This window comes from Pseudovibrio axinellae (assembly GCF_900110875.1).
Lineage (GTDB): Bacteria > Pseudomonadota > Alphaproteobacteria > Rhizobiales > Stappiaceae > Pseudovibrio > Pseudovibrio axinellae.
The window spans coordinates 25,161-42,211 of record NZ_FOFM01000012.1; the positions used below are offsets into that span (position 1 = coordinate 25,161).

General features: G+C 50.1%; 14 protein-coding genes. 8 read left to right on the forward strand and 6 right to left on the reverse strand.

The annotated features are described in order from the left end of the window. Positions 1 to 39 precede the first annotated feature (39 nt). Genes BMZ51_RS19350 through BMZ51_RS19360 form a run of 3 tightly spaced genes read right to left on the reverse strand, consistent with a single transcriptional unit; the run spans position 40 to position 3,601 of the window. Positions 40 to 1,590, reverse strand: coding sequence for an MFS transporter (locus BMZ51_RS19350; protein ID WP_068009132.1), 1,551 nt, complete (start codon positions 1,588 to 1,590; stop codon positions 40 to 42). 23 nt (positions 1,591 to 1,613) lie between these two features. Then, positions 1,614 to 2,513, reverse strand: coding sequence for an alpha/beta fold hydrolase (locus BMZ51_RS19355; protein ID WP_068009135.1), 900 nt, complete (start codon positions 2,511 to 2,513; stop codon positions 1,614 to 1,616). Continuing rightward, positions 2,510 to 3,601 (reverse strand): patatin-like phospholipase family protein, encoded by a 1,092-nt coding sequence (locus tag BMZ51_RS19360; protein WP_068009138.1) that lies wholly within the window; start codon positions 3,599 to 3,601, stop codon positions 2,510 to 2,512. Before BMZ51_RS19360 ends, BMZ51_RS19355 begins: the two co-directional genes overlap by 4 nt. Positions 3,602 to 4,185: 584 nt before the next feature. Here BMZ51_RS19360 and BMZ51_RS19365 point away from each other — a divergent pair. After that, positions 4,186 to 5,544 carry a ferredoxin reductase family protein gene (locus BMZ51_RS19365; protein WP_074882251.1) on the forward strand — a complete coding sequence of 453 codons (1,359 nt, stop codon included), beginning with the start codon at positions 4,186 to 4,188 and terminating at the stop codon, positions 5,542 to 5,544. A gap of 346 nt (positions 5,545 to 5,890) precedes the next feature. Here BMZ51_RS19365 and BMZ51_RS19370 read toward each other — a convergent pair whose 3' ends face one another. Continuing rightward, positions 5,891 to 7,021, reverse strand: a complete 1,131-nt coding sequence (locus tag BMZ51_RS19370; RefSeq protein WP_203416220.1) for a manganese-dependent inorganic pyrophosphatase — start codon at positions 7,019 to 7,021, stop codon at positions 5,891 to 5,893. Positions 7,022 to 7,748: 727 nt separating this feature from the next. On the opposite strand from BMZ51_RS19370, the gene BMZ51_RS19375 reads away from it, so the two are divergent. From BMZ51_RS19375 to BMZ51_RS19400, 6 genes are all read left to right on the forward strand, one after another. Next, positions 7,749 to 8,075 carry a hypothetical protein gene (locus tag BMZ51_RS19375; RefSeq protein ID WP_068009144.1) on the forward strand — a complete coding sequence of 109 codons (327 nt, stop codon included), beginning with the start codon at positions 7,749 to 7,751 and terminating at the stop codon, positions 8,073 to 8,075. 727 nt (positions 8,076 to 8,802) lie between these two features. Next, on the forward strand, positions 8,803 to 9,228 hold the full coding sequence (locus BMZ51_RS19380; protein WP_068009146.1) for a hypothetical protein: 426 nt from the start codon (positions 8,803 to 8,805) through the stop codon (positions 9,226 to 9,228). Between the two features lie 169 nt (positions 9,229 to 9,397). Then, entirely contained in the window at positions 9,398 to 10,324 is a 927-nt protein-coding gene (gene cyoA / locus BMZ51_RS19385; RefSeq protein ID WP_082825689.1) for a ubiquinol oxidase subunit II, read from the forward strand. Next, positions 10,318 to 12,321, forward strand: coding sequence for a cytochrome o ubiquinol oxidase subunit I (gene cyoB, locus BMZ51_RS19390; protein ID WP_068009149.1), 2,004 nt, complete (start codon positions 10,318 to 10,320; stop codon positions 12,319 to 12,321). Before cyoA ends, cyoB begins: the two co-directional genes overlap by 7 nt. After that, positions 12,318 to 12,926 carry a cytochrome (ubi)quinol oxidase subunit III gene (locus BMZ51_RS19395; protein ID WP_068009153.1) on the forward strand — a complete coding sequence of 203 codons (609 nt, stop codon included), beginning with the start codon at positions 12,318 to 12,320 and terminating at the stop codon, positions 12,924 to 12,926. Before cyoB ends, BMZ51_RS19395 begins: the two co-directional genes overlap by 4 nt. A gap of 9 nt (positions 12,927 to 12,935) precedes the next feature. Further along, positions 12,936 to 13,238 carry a cytochrome o ubiquinol oxidase subunit IV gene (locus BMZ51_RS19400; RefSeq protein WP_068009156.1) on the forward strand — a complete coding sequence of 101 codons (303 nt, stop codon included), beginning with the start codon at positions 12,936 to 12,938 and terminating at the stop codon, positions 13,236 to 13,238. A 17-nt stretch (positions 13,239 to 13,255) separates the two neighbouring features. Here the strand turns inward: BMZ51_RS19400 and BMZ51_RS19405 are convergent, their stop codons facing one another. Together BMZ51_RS19405 and BMZ51_RS19410 are read right to left on the reverse strand one after the other, a co-directional pair. Further along, positions 13,256 to 14,269: a glycosyltransferase family 4 protein gene (locus tag BMZ51_RS19405; protein ID WP_068009160.1), complete on the reverse strand. Its 1,014-nt coding sequence runs from the start codon at positions 14,267 to 14,269 to the stop codon at positions 13,256 to 13,258. 20 nt (positions 14,270 to 14,289) lie between these two features. Continuing rightward, the gene (locus BMZ51_RS19410) at positions 14,290 to 15,435 is read right to left on the reverse strand and encodes an NAD-dependent epimerase/dehydratase family protein (protein ID WP_068009163.1); all 1,146 of its coding nucleotides are present in this window, start codon (positions 15,433 to 15,435) and stop codon (positions 14,290 to 14,292) included. A 529-nt stretch (positions 15,436 to 15,964) separates the two neighbouring features. Here BMZ51_RS19410 and BMZ51_RS19415 point away from each other — a divergent pair. Further along, positions 15,965 to 16,954, forward strand: coding sequence for a TRAP transporter substrate-binding protein (locus tag BMZ51_RS19415; protein ID WP_068009166.1), 990 nt, complete (start codon positions 15,965 to 15,967; stop codon positions 16,952 to 16,954). Positions 16,955 to 17,051 lie beyond the last annotated feature (97 nt).

Sequence of the window (17,051 nt, forward strand, 5' to 3'; positions counted from 1 at the left end):
CGTCAAGATGTCAGGTTGTAACCAATATGTCTGTAACGCCTAGGGGGGCTCTGTTTCCTCGGTGGAAGGGTCAGATGCATCGTTGGTTTCGGCCTTGGTATGGACCTTGAACATCCATAGTGAAACCAATGCGGCAGAGAGTAAAACAAAGGCGGCGAGATAATAGCCGGAGGACAACGCGCTGCTGCTGATGGATTTGAGCGCCAATAGGCCCTCAGGCCAGCGTTCATGTAACACAGCGATAGCGATAGGCTGGTCACTTGCAGAGCGGAAAAGCATAATTTGAAGCCATTCACGCTCTTTGTCATCGATCTTCAGATGTGCGGCGGCCTCAGAAATCATTGTCTTTTCACGCCAATTAATGAGAGACCCGATACAGACAACGCCAAAAAGGCCGCCCACCTGACGGAAGGTTTGCAAAAGTGCCGTCGCACGCGCGCGCGCAAACAGCGAGATATGGGTGAGTGCCTCGGTAGAGACCGTGCTGAACAAAAAGCCCAACCCAACGCCCATTACAATCATTCCCGGAAAGAGCATCCAAAGATTATGGTATTTAACCACAAGCGCCTGCAAAACAAAGCCCGTTGCCATGGCCATACTGCCGCCAAAGGCTAGGTTTCGGAAAGCGACTTTCCCAACCAACCTGCCTCCGATCTGGGCAAAAATAGTTATCGTCACGACGATTGGCAGGATCGAAAGACCGGTTTGGATTGGTGTGAGTTCGATAACATTAAGCAGGAATATAGAACCGAAGATCAACTGCGCCAGCAAGGCAAACGGTATGCAAAACAGTAGGATGCAGCAGCCAAGATAGGTCTTGTTCTTAAACAGTGAAAACTGGATGAAGGGGTGGGCAACCTTATGCCTGCGTGCATAGAGCATCCAGCAGATCACTAACAATACACCTGCAGATACGAGTGCGTCGATAGGGTGAAGGCGATCATCGCCGAAGAATTGGATTGAGACTGTAAAAACGACAAGAGCGACGATGAAGAGCGCTGCGCCTTTCAGGTCAAAGGAGACACTTTCCTTTTTGGTTACGCGCTCGCCCACGAAATAGGATAGGACAAGCACGGTGATTGCAATCGGTATGTTGATCAGAAAGATCGCCCGCCACGAAGAATATTGAACCAGCGCACCGCCAATCAGTGGGGCAGTTGCCAAAAACAGCAGGCCTGCACTGCCATAGTGTGCCAGGGCCTTGCCGCGCTCTTCCTTTGGAAAGGCGGAAAAGATAATGGCAGTCGCTGCTGGTTGCATTAAAGCTGCACCAGCGCCCTGAAACACACGAGAGATGATGAATATGTCGCCGCTTGGTGCATAGGCGCAAAACAGCGAAGCCACTGCAAAAAGTGCGACGCCGATACGCAGTGACGCAAAGTAGCCAAGCTGATCGCCGAGCCAGCCACCACACATAAGCATGGCGGCCAGTGCAACAAGGTAGGCGTTGATCGCCCATTGCATATGGATAGGGTCAAATTCGTAAGTGCGTTGTAAGGGAGGCAGGATGATGCCCATGACGCTCTGATCGATCATAACCAGCGCAACAATGCCGATCATGTTTAGCAGAATCAGATATTTACGGGTCATACCTGTCTCCACTTCTGTGCGGCCTAGGCACGGTTCTCAAACTGGTTCATGTAACCAGTGAGGGCTTCAAGGCTTTGAGGCTCATCCAGAATCGGGCAATGACCTCGTTGAGGAATATCCGCCGCCCTCATGTTGGGGGCCATCTGCATCATGAGGCGAACGGTATTGACCGAGGTTACATCGGACAGGGCACCGCGCAGGGAAAGGATGGGGAGGTTCAGGTATGCGGCTTGTTTGTGAGCAGCCCACAGGTCGCGCGGCCACTCTTTATTGCGCAGCAATGCGACACCAAGGTTATCGTCGTATCGGTTGTGCCATTTGCCTTTGTTGAGGCCGAACATCGCAAGCGCCATGCGCTCCCACTTGGCCTCTGGCAAATCTACAAATTGGCTGCCTAAGTGCTGCTTTAAGGTGCAGATCACTATTGCAAGATCGGGCTCATCAGTTAGGCGTCCTACATAGGAGAGAATGCGCGCCATACCGACAAGTTCAATCGTTGCGCCCAGATCATTCAGCACAGTACCGGCGAGCATATCAGGGTGGTCTTGCACCATGAGCATGGCCAGCAGCGCGCCCAGTGAAGAGCCAAGCAGCACAACGCGCTCTTCACCCGTAAATCTCCAGAACGCATAGATATCATCAATATAGACGCTGGTCTTGTAGTTCCTGTAGTCTGGGTCGTAGTCAGACAGGTCCCTGCCCCGTAAGTTTAACGTATAGACCCGAAAGCGCTTGCCCAGTTCCGCTGCCATGGGGTCAAGGTCGCGGACACATCGTGTCAGGCCGGGCACAGCGATAATGGCGGGGGCTTTGTGCGTGGGTTGACCATAGACCCTGTAATTGAGCCTCAGGCCGTCAGCGGTCATGAACCATTCGTTCTCATAGGCGCCGCTGTCGTATTTGCACTCATCTACCTCTATCATCGGTTAGGCGTCTTTTCTGGGTGGGGCATATGCTTTGAGTGGATTGCCTGTGTTAAGTGACCCTCGCAGGTTGCAATGTTGATGGCTTCGAGACGATCAGCGTATCTGATAAGCGCTTCATCAGCTGCCAGATAGCCGGTCTCGATACGGGTTCTGATAGTGCCAGGCTCAAAATCCACGATGCCGGTGAGCGCATTGTGCTCTGCTTCCACCGTGAAAATATGGGAAAGAGCCCGCATTTTCATGAGGGACTGGTAGTGCTCGCAATCACGAATGGGGGAGTCCTCCGGAACCTGTTGGTCCAGATCCCAAAGCATCTTAGCGTAATGCTGAGCGCTTTTATCGCCATCCAGCATGTGCCAGAATTTGTCTTCAAATACGAGTTCGGTCATGCGCAGGATTGCTTCATCGACGGTGCTGGGAATAATCCCTTTTGGGCGAAATAGCTCAATCAAAAAGATCGGCATATATGCTATCTGATGTTCATCCAGAATGCGTAACAGGGAGCGAACCGGCGTGTTGTCATAAAGGCCGCCATCCCAGTAATAATTGCCATCCAGCTCGATCGGCGGGAACCCCGGCGGAATACTGCCGCTTGCCATAATGTGTTTGGCTGTAAGGCAGTGGTCGCGGTTCGAAAAACGCTCGATCTGCCCTGTAGCAACATTAGTTGCGGTGATCACCACAAGCGGTGCGTCAGGATGATTGAGCCGATCAAAGTCGATAAACTGCTCCATCGTCTCCAAAGCAGGTGTGATGTCGTAAATGCTGGGCCGCGTCGCAGAGAGCACGAAAAAGGGGTGCAGTTTGAACAAACGGGGGTGGCCAAGACAGGCGCGGAAAAACCGCTGGCTGGAATGCCATATGAATCCCGGGGAGTGGCCTAGATGCTCCCAAAGCGCATGAAGCGTCTCAATCGGATCACCTAGTTTAGGGGCCGCAATGACAGCCGCATTTAATGCGCCGACGGATGTACCGGCGATGATCTGCGGGGTGTAGCCCGCCTGAAAAATGCGGGTCAAAGCACCTACTTCGTAAGCGCCCAGAGCTCCTCCGCCTTGCATGACAAGGCCAACTCTTTGTGTCATCGACCATCCTTCCGAAAGCGGACTTAACTATTCCCCCCCCTCGACTTCTCAAGGGGCGCGACAGAAGAAAACTTCTGCCACGTAACCTGAGAACACAGTGTGCGATGAGCAACCCGACGACCCACTTCACTGGGAAAGCATAAGCCGGAACGTGCGAATAAAGCATAAAGCCCATCCTATAAACGGGCTTAAAGCCGCCGCGGGCCTGAAGCAGTGCTGCCCGTCATAGCTTTCCAAAGTGCCTTTACAGCCAGCATCAAAGCCCATGCAGATAAAACGACACGCATGATAAAACAACAAATCCAGCACCGTTAGGTCGGGCTCAACCAGCGCTTACTTAATACGATCAGGAGCCGCACCTTAACTATCGCCCACCCAAGATTTTATCTCTGTCCAATAAAAGGTAACAAACTGTCTCATAAGCATGTTTTGCGACTTGTTAATGCATAATCGATGCTAGCTGAGCCTTCTCTAAGTTCCATGTCTGCAGTATTTTTGCCCGATCAATCAGTATCGGCGCGAGTGCGTTTGTAAACTGTCAAACAAGGCCTGTTTGGGCTTAGAAAAACATCAAGGCAGAACCTATGACGACAATTCGAATTTCATTGTGGAGCTTATTGGCAGGATTGACTGTTCTATGGTTTTCCCAATCCGCAGCCTACCCCGAGAGCTTTAGTGTTTTCCCAATCCGGACTGCACTTACAAGTTACACGGGCATTCTGGCGATGGGGGCAATGTCGGTCGCCATGATCCTGGCCACTCGTTCCAAGTGGTTTGAGGGATGGCTCAATGGCATGGACAAAAGCTATCGGCTGCACAAGTGGCTTGGTATTACCGCCCTTAGTGTCTCCGTATCCCATTGGCTTATCGTCACATTGCCGAAATGGATGGTGGATTGGGGCGTGTTGGAAGCACCAGATCGCAGTCGCGTCCCACCCGGAATTAGCGAGCAATCTGTTCAATCTGCTTTGGAGGTTATTCAAGAAACCCTGCTTAATCAGAGGGGCCTTGCAGAGTTCGTCGGTGAGTACGCTTTTTACATCGCCTTAGTTTTGATGGTTCTAGCGCTTGTAAAAAACTTTCCCTACAAGCGGTTTCTTCAAACCCATACGGTTCTGGGCGTCTGCTATCTGGTTCTGGTTTTTCACTCTATCGTTTTGTTCCCCTTTGATCTTTGGTTGCATCCGCTCGGTGTTGTTATGGCCGCACTTCTGGTAGGTGGTACTGTTTCTGCTGTCTTGATACTCACTCGAAGGCATGGTCAATCCAATCGGACCAAGGGTAAGATTACCGCCCTGACATACCAGCCAAGCATGAAAACGCTGTCGGTTTCAGTCAAAGTTGACAAGGATTGGAAGGGCCACGATGCCGGACAATTCGCCTTTGTTAGCTTCGATAAAGAAGAAGGCCAGCATCCGTATACTATCGCCTCTCATTGGAATGCTGATAACCAGAGCATTAGGTTGCTGATAAAGGAGCTGGGCGACTACACCTCTGCTCTGCCGCATAAATTGAAAGAGGGTGGGGAAGTCGAGATTGAAGGACCGTATGGCAACTTTACCTTTGGGGATAGTAAAAGCCGGCAGATCTGGGTCAGTGCGGGCGTTGGTATTACACCGTTTATGGCTCGGATGAAACAGCTGGCAGTGACAGGCTCTTCCCAGATTATTGATCTGTTCCATGTTACTTCGGCCATTACGCCTGAAATGGAAGAAGAGCTGCGGGCGGATGCTAAGGCTGCCAATATCGACCTTCACCTCATTATTGATAGTAACGGAACAGGCTTTTCTGCTGAAAAGCTGAAGCATCTGGTTCCGGAGTGGAAGCAAGGTAGCCTTTGGTTTTGTGGACCGCACCAAATGGGTCGGACACTCAAAACCCACCTGACAGAGGGCGGTCTTAGAGCTGATAGTTTTCATCAGGAGCTGTTCGAGATGCGTTGATCAGCAACGTACGTTCAACGTTAGGCTTAAAGCGAGCAGTTGGCAAATTTGCGGGACGCACCTTCAAGCCCTAAAATGGTGAACTCGGTCAGTGAATCTTCACGGACTCACTGACCGAGTAGATACGATGGTGCTGTAAATTTAACCTGACACTGCTCGCAATAGTTTTCTTCAAGCTTACTTTAAGCGCAGACATAGCAACATGTTTCCAGTGTGAGAAAGCGTTGCTTTCCTGAATGCGCCGGTTTTGCCTTCTCGCAACAAGATGGCTATTCGACCCGATCGCACCAGGCTGCAACAGCGAACTATTACACAACTCTGCCGCCTTTGAATGCCAGCAAAGGCCTTATTTGGCAGCTTCCGCTTCAACTGCTTTCTGGATGGCTGGGCCGATCTGGCTTTTGCGAGAGATTGTGCCATCTGTAACAACCATATCGTCTTTAACAGTACCACCGAAGGCAGAGAGGGCGAGCTTTTCGTCCTTTGCATCTCCCCACAGAATATAGGATTTTTGGTCACGCGTGTCGACGATTGCAAAGATCAGATGATCGATCCCGCTTGCCTTTTTTTGTGCTTCGATCGCTGATTTCAACTGATAGCGCCGCGTGATCAACTCGTCAGCGGTGAGTGTTTCAGCCACGCCAATCCCGACCTTTTGGCCCGCGAACTCAAAGTCCTTGTAGTCAAGCAAAACAATATCTGTCGCAGACAATCCGCTGAGGTCTGATTTTGCCAAAAGCATGCTGTTTGCAAAGGCGTCAACATCATCAATGCCAGCTTGTTGGGCGAGCTTTTGAACATAGATTTTGTCGTATTCTGTGGTGGTGGGCGATGTCAGGTTGACTGTATCGGATAAAATTGCCGCCATGCCAACGCAAGCCAAGGTCTTGGGTAGTTTTACACCTAGCAGTTCGGCCTGATCTGCAAGAATTGTTGCCGTGGAACCCCAGGGCCTGATCTCGATGCTGATCACATCGGCGATGTTGAGCGGCGAGCCTCCGATTGCGTGATGATCAATGATTGCAAGAATGTTGCCTGTCGAAATTCCTGCGGGCAGCTGTGTGCTTTGGTTAAAGTCCACCAATCCCACTGTCATGTTAGAAAAGTCATCGACGACACTGGGTTCATCTGCATCACACTTGTCGATAACAAAACGAGACTCAGGATTGAGCGGGCTTGGAACTCCAGAGCGACCACCATGCAGGTATGCTGCAAGCATGCTTCCTGCAAGTGAATCCGTATCTGGAATAATATGCCCCATCCAGATCATGTTTTCGTGGCTTTCAATCAGCTTTTTCAGATAGTTGACCTGAGCACCGTTTGCACGTGCAACGGACTGGCCCTGCTCTGATGCATTGGCTAGTGATGACGCGAAACCGCTTATTCCAAGGATGAGCACGCAGATTGCAATAAGGGGGGCGCGCCCAACGCGAAGCGGCCTGACATCACCCTTAGAAAACCGCAAGGAAAAAGGCATCAACACGTCCTCTGCACGGGCCATTGAAGTTCAACATCAAGCAATATATCTTGCCCGCTAAGCTGTATAATCAATGAGCTTTACAAATAAACTCACACCGCAAACATTGGCATTTGAACAATCGCTTTTAGGCGACAAAGGTGCGTTGCACCTGTGAAGCAGGGTAATCAGCTGCTCTCCCGCTTTGGCGCTCATACTGAATTTAGCTTTGCCATGAGAGAGTCGGCTCTGAGGACGGTTATCACCCCCTCGCAGCGGTGCGCAGTGCGCTTTATGATGAGCGCATATTGATCTTGAGTTGCCTGTTAGGGTAGATAGCGTTCTGGACTCAAGTGCGGAACAAAGCCGCAATTCGTTGCGAAGCAAAATCCCAAGCGATCAGCGACCCACTTCCGGCCTACGGGTCATGACCAGCCGTTCGCACTGTTCTATCTATAGTTGAAAGAATTTTCTCGAAAAATGAAACTTAATAAAGCCTATAAGATCCACGTGCTCATTGTGGTGAGAGCACATTGGGGTTCTTGAGCCCATAGCGACCAATGCTGCGATGCCCACGAATGTCCGAAGTTTGCGCTGGCGTCGGCAGTTGCTCCTCTCATGCCCAAATTTGCTAACTTGGTTGGAAGCTTAAGTTTGTGCAAAGATCACCAGCGGGCATTCAAGTGTTGAAAGCACTCGGTTTTGCACAGCACTGTTGCTTCATATTTACTGATCAGGAGAGATTCAGATGAATTCTAAAGACTTCGTAGCTGCCGCCATTGTTTTTTGTTTTTTTTCAGCGCCCGCATGGGCTGATTGTTTGCATGCTGACCAAAGTTACAGCACTGGCGCAGTTCGAGATGGCCAAGTATGTACCTCTGATGGGACTTGGGACAGGGTGATCCCAATATCCAGCGGTGGAAACGATGGTGCGGGTTCGGGTCGAGGTGGCAGCCTTATTGATGCGTGCAACCAATGCAATTGTTGCTATCAGAAAGGAATCACACAAACCGGCGGAATCGAACTTGAGCTGGATGTAGATGCTTTCATCGCTTGGGCTAAATCTATTGAATGAATATTCTTCTCAGGCTGATGGCCATTCGTAAAGAGCCGGATTGGGTCGCTTATCGGCGAGCCCAGTCTGATTTTAGCCTAACGGAAAGCAGTCATTGCACACGTGCAGCGAATTCACCCTTAGTCCGCATAGGCGTTTGTTCTGGTCTCAACAAACAGATGATTTTTGAATCAACAGTATGTTCGAGGAGATCGACTTGAGGTTGTAACCGCGTGCTAGTCGAGCTGTCAGCTATCTGCGCGAACGGCAGCAAAGGTCACAAAACGGGATGCCGCACTTGCTAAGATGTGCGCTCTGAGTGATGGCAGATAGGGGAGCTTGCCAGTTTGGGTGTTTGTTACTCTTTCTCAGCGGTGCGCAGCGCTCTTGGTGGTGGCTGCATATTGCTTGGTTTTGTCATATGAGTGTTTTGACAAAACCGCGGTGAAAAACGCAAGGAAACCTTAAAAAACGCAAAATCGCGCAAAACCACGCAAAATGCAGCGTTTCAGATAAATACGTTTGTTTTTGAATGGTTTAGTGCGAATAGCGGTGCGCGTGGTGGTTGGGCCAAAGCCATCTGCGCGGTGTAAATGGACAGGGCAGCCCATGCAGCTATTCCCCTATGGTCTGACCCTCAACCTGTTAGGTTGACCAATACGTTAATATGGGTTTGACTGTCAAAGCTGTGCCTCTTTTAGCGATAGCGCAGAAGGTTCAAAGGCAAGCTCCGGGGAGGATAAGTTTTATGTCGACCAAATATTCAAAGAATTTGCAAACGTGGCTGGACATGCTGGAGGAAGGCAAGGACCTTTCCAAGTTGTCTGCTCAAATCGCACAGGACTGCGTGTTTTATAGCCCGGTGTTGCACACACCGCAAAAAGGTCAGCAGCTCACCACCATGTATCTTTATGGCGCCTCGCAGGTGCTTGGTGTTAATAAGAGCTTCAAATACATACGTATTTTGGACTGTGAAGAGAATGCTGTGCTTGAGTTCGAGACCGAAATTGACGGTATTATCGTCAACGGGATTGATATGATCCATTGGAATGAAGAGGGCTTGATTGACGACTTTAAGGTGATGTTGCGTCCGCTGAAAGCCATGACGATTGTACAGACAAAAATGGCAGAGCTGTTGGAAACAATTAAGACACCAGCAAAGATCTCAGGATAAACTTCAAAGCATAGGGGAGTAAATAGTAACCACTTTGTTGCTCCCCTCATAGAATTACCTCCTGAAATCTACTGGATCTCATGTAGTCTCACCTTCCCCTTAAATCTTCTGTAATCCCCTGCCTCTTGAATACTCCCCGTTAGGTCACCCAATCCTGCGCGGGAAAACGATGAAACATCTATTTTTAAGAGCTTTCATATGGGGAATAAGTCTGCTGGGTCTGCTGCTTGTTGTAGCGGGATGCAGCTTGCAAACCTCTCCAATCGCTGACCCTAAAGGCCCGATTGCCTTGATGGAGCGCGATCTGCTTTACACTGCGTTCTTTATTATGCTGATCGTGGTTATTCCCGTTTTCATAATGGTGTTCTGGTTCGCCTGGCGGTACCGCGCCAAAGGGGGAAGCGGAGAATATAAGCCAGAATGGAGCAAGTCCCGCACGATCGAGGTCTTTGTCTGGTCTATTCCAACGGTCATCATTATTGCGCTTGGTTATCTGGTGTGGACTTATTCTCACCTGTTGGACCCATATAAAAAGATCGCGGCGCCGGAGAACACCATCAATGTGCAGGTGATTGCTCAAGATTGGAAATGGCTCTTTATCTACCCGGAACTTGGCATCGCCTCAGTCAATGAACTTGCCTTCCCCGCGGATAAAGCCATCAGTTTGAAGCTGACGTCCGATACGGTCATGAACTCCTTCCTCATTCCCGCATTAGGGGGACAAATCTATGCCATGGCCGGCATGACCACACAGCTGAATCTGCAAGCCAACGAGCCGGGCCGCTTCCGTGGTCGCAACACACAGTACAGCGGTGATGGGTATTCCATGCAGTTTTTTGATGCGGTGGCTATGACAACACAAGAGTTTGAGGACTGGGTTGCCAACGTCAAAGCCCAAAGTAAACCATTGTCCACGGTCACCTACAACGAACTGGCCAAGCCAAGTATCGAGCATGATGTCGAGTTCTTCTCCTGGGTCAAACCTGGCCTGTTTGAGGAGGTCTTGAAAAAGTATGCCAGGCGGCCTGCCCCCACACTGCGACGGCACACGCCGCCACCCACCCAGACCAATTGCGAGGGGAATAAACCATGCTAGGCCGACTGGGTTTTGACTCCCTTCCCTTCTACAGCCCCGTGGCTTTTGGCGGCGCCTCTGTCACTGTACTTGGCGGCCTTGCCGTGTTTGTGCTGGTCACTTATTTCGGTAAGTGGCGGTATTTCTGGGAGGAATGGCTGACGTCGCTGGACCATAAACGTATCGGCATCATGTATATTGTACTGGCACTGATTATGCTGGTGCGCGGCTTCGTTGATGCGCTCATGATGCGGGCACAACAGGCCATTGCGCTAAACAATAACGGCTACCTTGCGCCCGAGCATTTCGATCAGGTGTTCAGCTCTCACGGGACGATCATGATTTTCTTCATGGCAATGCCCTTCCTGACTGGCCTGGTCAACATCGTGGTCCCTCAGCAAATCGGCGCGCGCGATGTGGCCTTTCCGTTCATGAACTCCATCAGCTTATGGCTCACCGCCGCAGGTGCAGCGCTGGTGATGGTTTCCCTGGTGATCGGCAAATTCTCGACGGCAGGCTGGACCGGCTATCCGCCTTATTCCGGTGCACTGTATAGCCCCGGCGTGGGTGTTGACTACTGGGTCTGGGCTGTATTGATCAGCGGCATTGGCAGCACGATGACGGGGATAAACTTTATCGTCACGATCATAAAATGCCGTACCCCCTCCATGCGCCTCATGCAAATGCCACTTTTTACTTGGACCATTTTATGCACTAGTGCCTTGATGGCATTCGCTTTTCCAGCGCTCACAGTCGTTACAGCGATGCTTGCTTTGGACCGAGTTCTAGAGTTCCATTTCTTCACCAACGCACTTGGTGGAAACATGATGAACTACGTGAACCTGTTCTGGATTTGGGGGCATCCAGAAGTCTACATCCTCATCCTACCCGCCTTTGGCGTTTACTCAGAAGTGACCGCAACCTTCTCTCAGAAAAGGCTTTTTGGATATAAATCACTGGTGTATGCCACCGCAGCTATTACCATTTTGTCCTTCTCGGTCTGGCTGCACCATTTCTTCACCATGGGCTCAGGTCCCAACGTAAACGCTGTCTTTGGCATGGCAACGATGATTATCGCGGTGCCGACCGGTGTGAAAATCTTTGATTGGGTTTTCACGATGTATAAGGGTCGGATCATCTTTCATCCGTCCATGTTATTCACGATCGGTTTTCTGATTACGTTTGTAATTGGAGGTGTTTCCGGTGTGCTTCTTGCGATCCCTCCCGCGGATTTTCTGATGCATAACTCAACCTTCCTCGTGGCCCACTTCCACAATGTGCTGATCCCGGGAGCGGTGTTTGGGTACTTCGCTGGTTTCCAGTATTGGTTTCCAAAGGCAGTTGGGTTCAAGTTGAATAAGAAGTGGGGCGTTCGCTCGTTCTGGTTCTGGATCATCGGCTTTTATGTGGCCTTCATGCCGCTCTATGCCCTTGGTTTCCTTGGAATGACCCGCCGAATGGAGCGTTATGAACTGGCTGAATGGCAACCTTATTTGATGGTTGCGGCCCTTGGTGCACTTTTTGTTTTGATGGGAATAATATGCCAGGGCATGCAGCTTTACGTCAGCATACGTGATCGTGATCGTGAACAGAACATGGACGTCACCGGAGACCCATACAACGGACGCACCTTGGAGTGGCAAACCTCGTCACCGCCTGCCGAGTATAACTTTGCCAAGATCCCCGAGGTTCGTGAGTTGGATGCGTTCTGGGATATGAAACAGCGCGGTGTGGCTTATGCCCCTCAAGCGCCCTATGAGGATATCCACCTGCCGCGCAATACCGGCATTGGCGTATTCCTCGGAGGACTTGGTTTTCTCCTTGGGTTCGCTGTCACCTGGTACATCTGGTGGCTCGTCGCGCTCTGCTTTATTGGCATCCTCACCTGCCTCATCGTGCGAGCTTCGCAGGACCATACCTTTGAGATCATCCCTGCTGCAGAGATTGAGGCCCATGAGACTGCCCGCTTCAAAGCCTTAGCGGAACACAAACAAGCACCGGGGGACTTCTGGTCATGAACTCATACAGACCAACGACATCCAGGTCACCCGGACCGACCGAAGAGACTTTAGATGTCAGGGACTTCGGTTTCTGGCTCTATCTGATGACTGATGCAGTCATCTTTTCTCTTTTGTTTGCAACCTATGTGGTGATGTTTCAAAACACAGCAACAGGCCCATTGCCTGTAGAGGTTTTTGATATCAAACATGTCTTCGCTGAAACTATGTTTTTGTTGGTTTCAAGCGTAACGTTCGGCTTTGCCTCATTGGCTTGTGTGAGGGAGCATAAAGGACAGGCTATCATCTGGCTCATAGTCACGATCATCTTCGGCCTTGGTTTTATCTCGCTGGAAGTGGCTGAATTTGTCGGAATGATAAATTCCGGAGCCGCACCGCAAACCAGCGGGTTCCTAACGGCATTTTTCTCACTGGTTGGCACACACGGAGCGCATGTCAGCCTTGGGATGATCGGAATTACGGTCATGATTTTTCAAATACTGATCAAGGGACTTACTTCACCAGTCAAGTCTCGTCTCCACCGCCTCGGCATGTTCTGGCATTTTCTAGACATCGTCTGGATTGGCATATTTTCAATCGTCTATATGCCGGCCTGGCTGATTTAGGAGGGAAACATGCAGCCACACTCATCCAATACGAGAAAGCTTGTCACTGGGTTTGTCCTTGCTTTGGCACTCACGCTCATTGCCTTTGCGGCCGTCTGGACCTTGGCGTTTCCAGTTGAACTGACGTTCGGGATCATAGCAATCTCTGCACTCTTTCAGGTTGCGGTACACCTTCACTATTTCCTTGGGATAGACAGTAAAACGCCCGTCGAGAATATTCTTGCAATGGCCTTTGCCGGGGTTCTGATCTTCCTGATGGTCGGTGGCTCACTGTGGATTATGTTTGACCTGTATGAGCGTATGATGATGTGACCTTTTCGCGTTGTTCATTATGGCGCGGCAGCTGAGAACGCGACGAGGTTCTTCAAGAACTTTTGTGTTGCCTGATCCCATGAGAAAGTTTGAGCGTGCGCAATGCAATCCTTTGCCTTCATTGGCAAAGCCCGTTTGATTGCCTCTGACAAGTCTTCATCCACCGCGCCGACCGGAGCTGTGCCGATGATATCTTTGGGGCCGGTAACGGGAAAAGCTGCAACGGGAATGCCGCAGGCCATCGCTTCCAAGTTTACAAGACCGAACGTGTCTGTTTTTGATGGGAATACCATTACATCTGCGCCGCAATACGCTTTGACAAGGTCGTCTCCCACCTTTGAACCTGTGAACACAGCAGATGGGTAGCGTTTTGCAAGCGCTGAGAGGTCTGGCCCATCACCCACCAGGATTTTTGTGCCTGGCAATTCCAGATCCAAGAACGCTGCAAGATTCTTCTCTGGCGCAATACGGCCAACATACAGCATGATAGGTTTGGGAAGACCTTCGAACTCAGCGGACGCAACTGGTCTAAACTTGCTGAGATCTACGCCACGCGGCCAACACACAACACGAGGTATGCCAACTTCTTTTGCAGTTTCCATCATATTGGAGGTTGTTACCATGGTGTATGCAGCTTGATTATGGAAGGCCGCCAACACCTTATAGAGCCATGATGTGGAAAGCCCGGTCCGGATCGCTATGTACTCTGGATATTTGGAAAGCCATGAGCTTGTGAATTGGTAGTTGTAGCGCCGACAGAACTTTCGTGCAGCCCAGCCAAGTGGGCCTTCTGTCAATATGTGTAGTGCATCAGGTTCAAGCTCTCGCAACCTCCTGGCGAGCTTACGACTGGGCGTCACTGCAAGTTTAATATCAGGGTAGGTTGGCAGAGGAATTTGTGGGAATTGGTCAGGTGTAATCAGGGTGACGTCATGCCCCATGGCAGTGAGTTCGCGGCGAGTAATTTCTAATACACGAACAACGCCGTTTATTTGCGGATGCCAAGCATCAGAGACGATCACTATTTTCATTGGCCATGCTCCGCTGTCGACTACCACAAAGACACACAGGGAATCTTGGTTGTGTCGCAACGATGCGCATATTTGCGGGCGATTTGCGTCACCTCCTCAAGGAGACCATCGCTCAAAGTGATTGGTTTAAGCCCCATCTCCAGTAGTTGATGGTTTGCAACGATAAGCTCGTTCTCAGCAGCTTCCTTACGCGGGTTATCCAGATAAGCGATATCTGCGTTTGTCATGCTGGAGACCATTGCAGCGAGGTCTCTCACCCGGTGAACCTCAGTCATTTGGTTGAGGATCTTCACGCGGTCCCCGCGTTCGGGAGGGTTTTGTACAGCCAACTTTATGCAGCGCACCGTATCTTGAAGGTGAATGAATGCCCGTGATTGCCCGCCTGTGCCGTACACCGTCAATGGATAACCAATGGCCCCTTGCATAAGGAAGCGGTTTAAGACGGTTCCGTAATCGCCATCATAATCAAAGCGGTTGATCAGACGCTCATCCATGGATGTTTGTTCAGTTTGCGTGCCCCAAACAATGCCTTGATGGAGATCTGTGATACGGAGCTCGTAGTTTTTTGCATAGAACTGGAAGAACAGCTGATCCTGCGATTTAGTCATATGATATATGGAGCCAGGACTTGTTGGGTATAGTATTTCCTGCTCGCGCATCTTCCCATCAACATCAAGAAATACCTTCAAATAACCCTCGGGGATCTCGCAGCCTACGGTGCTGTAACCGTAGACACCCATGGTCCCTAAATGAACAATATGTGTATCAAGGCCTGCCTCTACGATTGCGGAGAGCAAATCATTGGTGGCATTCAAATTATTAGAAACGGTATACCGGCGATGCCATGACGATTTCATGGAATAAGGTGCTGCACGCTGTTCTGCAAAGTGGACGATCACGTCAGGCTTTTCGTGCTTTAGCAATTGCAAAAACCGATCATAGTCTTGGCCAACTGTCAGGTTTTCAAAACGGATCGTATTGCCTGTCAGCTCTTTCCATGCCGCCAGACGTTTGCTGATCGGTTGCATTGGAGTGAGGGAGCTTACTTCCAGCTCGATGTCGATTTTGCGATGAGATAGATTATCAACAATGATGACATCATAACCAAGGCTGGAAAACAAAAGACTTGTAGGCCAACCGCAAAAGCCGTCACCGCCCAGTACCATAAGTTTGTCCACGAAATCATCCTTCCTGAGGCATCTCTTGTCCAACTGACCTAGCACATAATTGGTACGTACTTATGAACAGCTCTCTTCACCTTGTTATGACTTATTCTTCCCTTTCGAGATCTTTGTTGTTGGTTCGCGAATTTTACTCAAAACGTTTTTGGTGGATATAACTTGAAGTCTGACTTGGCGATGCATGAATACATGCGCCTTACGGCCACTGCTCATTCAAAATGAAGCTTAAGCGCATTGAAAATCGCGATGATCAGCACATTTGAACCGCTTGTTATTAAGAACAGTTCCGCAGTGACAAGGTTAGTAAATACATTCTGGGAAAGAAACACATTGAAGCATATGAGCGTTAACTACTTGCGATTGATTAACCTGCAAGAAGGCAAGGCGTGATAGAATGAAAGTGAGAGATCTAGAGAGTCTACTTATAGTTTCTTAATAATAATGGCCGCCACTACGGTATAAACAGCGTTTAATAGCTAAGGATGGGTCTGTTCAAGTTTTTGGAGAGGAACCGATGAAGACCAAGGTTATATCAATGGCGGGAGCTGCTGCCCTTGTTTTTTCTTGCACAACAGCGATGGCTGCGGAAACAATACGCGTCACTCTTCAGTTGCCTGAAACGCATAGCATTGGCAAAAATTGGAATGCCTTTAAGGAGATTATCGAAGACAGGTCAGATGGAGACCTGAGCCTTCAGCTGTTCCCCTCTGCACAGCTTTTTACCGACAAGGAGGTTCCTGAAGCAGTTGGATCTGGTGCTGTTGAGGCAGGCTCCGCAGTCTTGGGCCGTTTTGCGGGCTCTGTGCCAGCCGCTGAAATCGTCAATCTACCATTCTTCTTTCGTGATGAAGCGCATTTGCGCGCAGCAGTCGCAAAAGGGTCCCCAATGCGTGAAATTCTCGACAATGCCATATTGGAAGAGACCGGAGCTCGGGTTTTGTGGTGGCAGGCTTACGGCCGTAACATTTACCTGAACAACGGCGACCCGATCAAAACTCCGGATGATATCAAGGGTAAAAAAGTTCGTACCTATGGTAAAGTGCCGGGCTGGACAGTCGAAGCTCTTGGCGGCGCCCCAACACTTATGTCTGCTTCCAAGCAATTCCTTGCCTACCAGCAAGGGGCTGTTGATGTCGGCATGACGGGGACCTCAGGTGTAATCAGTCGGAAACTCTACGAAGTCATGGAAAACATGACACTCTCCTATGACTCTGCAATCGAACTCGTTGCAGTGATCAACAATAATTTCTTCGAGGGGCTCTCTGCCGAAAACCAGAAGATCATTCTTGAGGCTGCAGCTGTGGTTGAAAAGCAATTGCGTAATGAAGTCTATTCTGGCGAAGATGCATTGGTTGCAAGCGTTGAAGACAAAATCAACGTCGTTCGTTTGAGCGATGAAGAACGGGCAAAGTGGGTTGAAGCTACCGCCTCTGTTCAGGACCGTTTTGTTGAAGCAGCTGGCCCTGTTGGGGCACAAGCTGTCGAGGCTGCCAAAAAAATGTAGGGAATCTCGGGCGCCCTGTTTGCGCCTGATCCTTGCGTCGCACTGGCCGCGTTTATGAAACCCTAAAAGGGAGCCCATTGGCACATTTTCCTTATCC

Coding starts and splice junctions, on each gene's coding strand:
- BMZ51_RS19350 (WP_068009132.1), bottom strand. CDS start 1,590: ATGACCCGTAAATATCTGATTCTGCTAAACATGATCGGCATTGTTGCG.
- BMZ51_RS19355 (WP_068009135.1), bottom strand. CDS start 2,513: ATGATAGAGGTAGATGAGTGCAAATACGACAGCGGCGCCTATGAGAAC.
- BMZ51_RS19360 (WP_068009138.1), bottom strand. CDS start 3,601: ATGACACAAAGAGTTGGCCTTGTCATGCAAGGCGGAGGAGCTCTGGGC.
- BMZ51_RS19365 (WP_074882251.1), top strand. CDS start 4,186: ATGACGACAATTCGAATTTCATTGTGGAGCTTATTGGCAGGATTGACT.
- BMZ51_RS19370 (WP_203416220.1), bottom strand. CDS start 7,021: ATGCCTTTTTCCTTGCGGTTTTCTAAGGGTGATGTCAGGCCGCTTCGC.
- BMZ51_RS19375 (WP_068009144.1), top strand. CDS start 7,749: ATGAATTCTAAAGACTTCGTAGCTGCCGCCATTGTTTTTTGTTTTTTT.
- BMZ51_RS19380 (WP_068009146.1), top strand. CDS start 8,803: ATGTCGACCAAATATTCAAAGAATTTGCAAACGTGGCTGGACATGCTG.
- cyoA (WP_082825689.1), top strand. CDS start 9,398: ATGAAACATCTATTTTTAAGAGCTTTCATATGGGGAATAAGTCTGCTG.
- cyoB (WP_068009149.1), top strand. CDS start 10,318: ATGCTAGGCCGACTGGGTTTTGACTCCCTTCCCTTCTACAGCCCCGTG.
- BMZ51_RS19395 (WP_068009153.1), top strand. CDS start 12,318: ATGAACTCATACAGACCAACGACATCCAGGTCACCCGGACCGACCGAA.
- BMZ51_RS19400 (WP_068009156.1), top strand. CDS start 12,936: ATGCAGCCACACTCATCCAATACGAGAAAGCTTGTCACTGGGTTTGTC.
- BMZ51_RS19405 (WP_068009160.1), bottom strand. CDS start 14,269: ATGAAAATAGTGATCGTCTCTGATGCTTGGCATCCGCAAATAAACGGC.
- BMZ51_RS19410 (WP_068009163.1), bottom strand. CDS start 15,435: ATGGTACTGGGCGGTGACGGCTTTTGCGGTTGGCCTACAAGTCTTTTG.
- BMZ51_RS19415 (WP_068009166.1), top strand. CDS start 15,965: ATGAAGACCAAGGTTATATCAATGGCGGGAGCTGCTGCCCTTGTTTTT.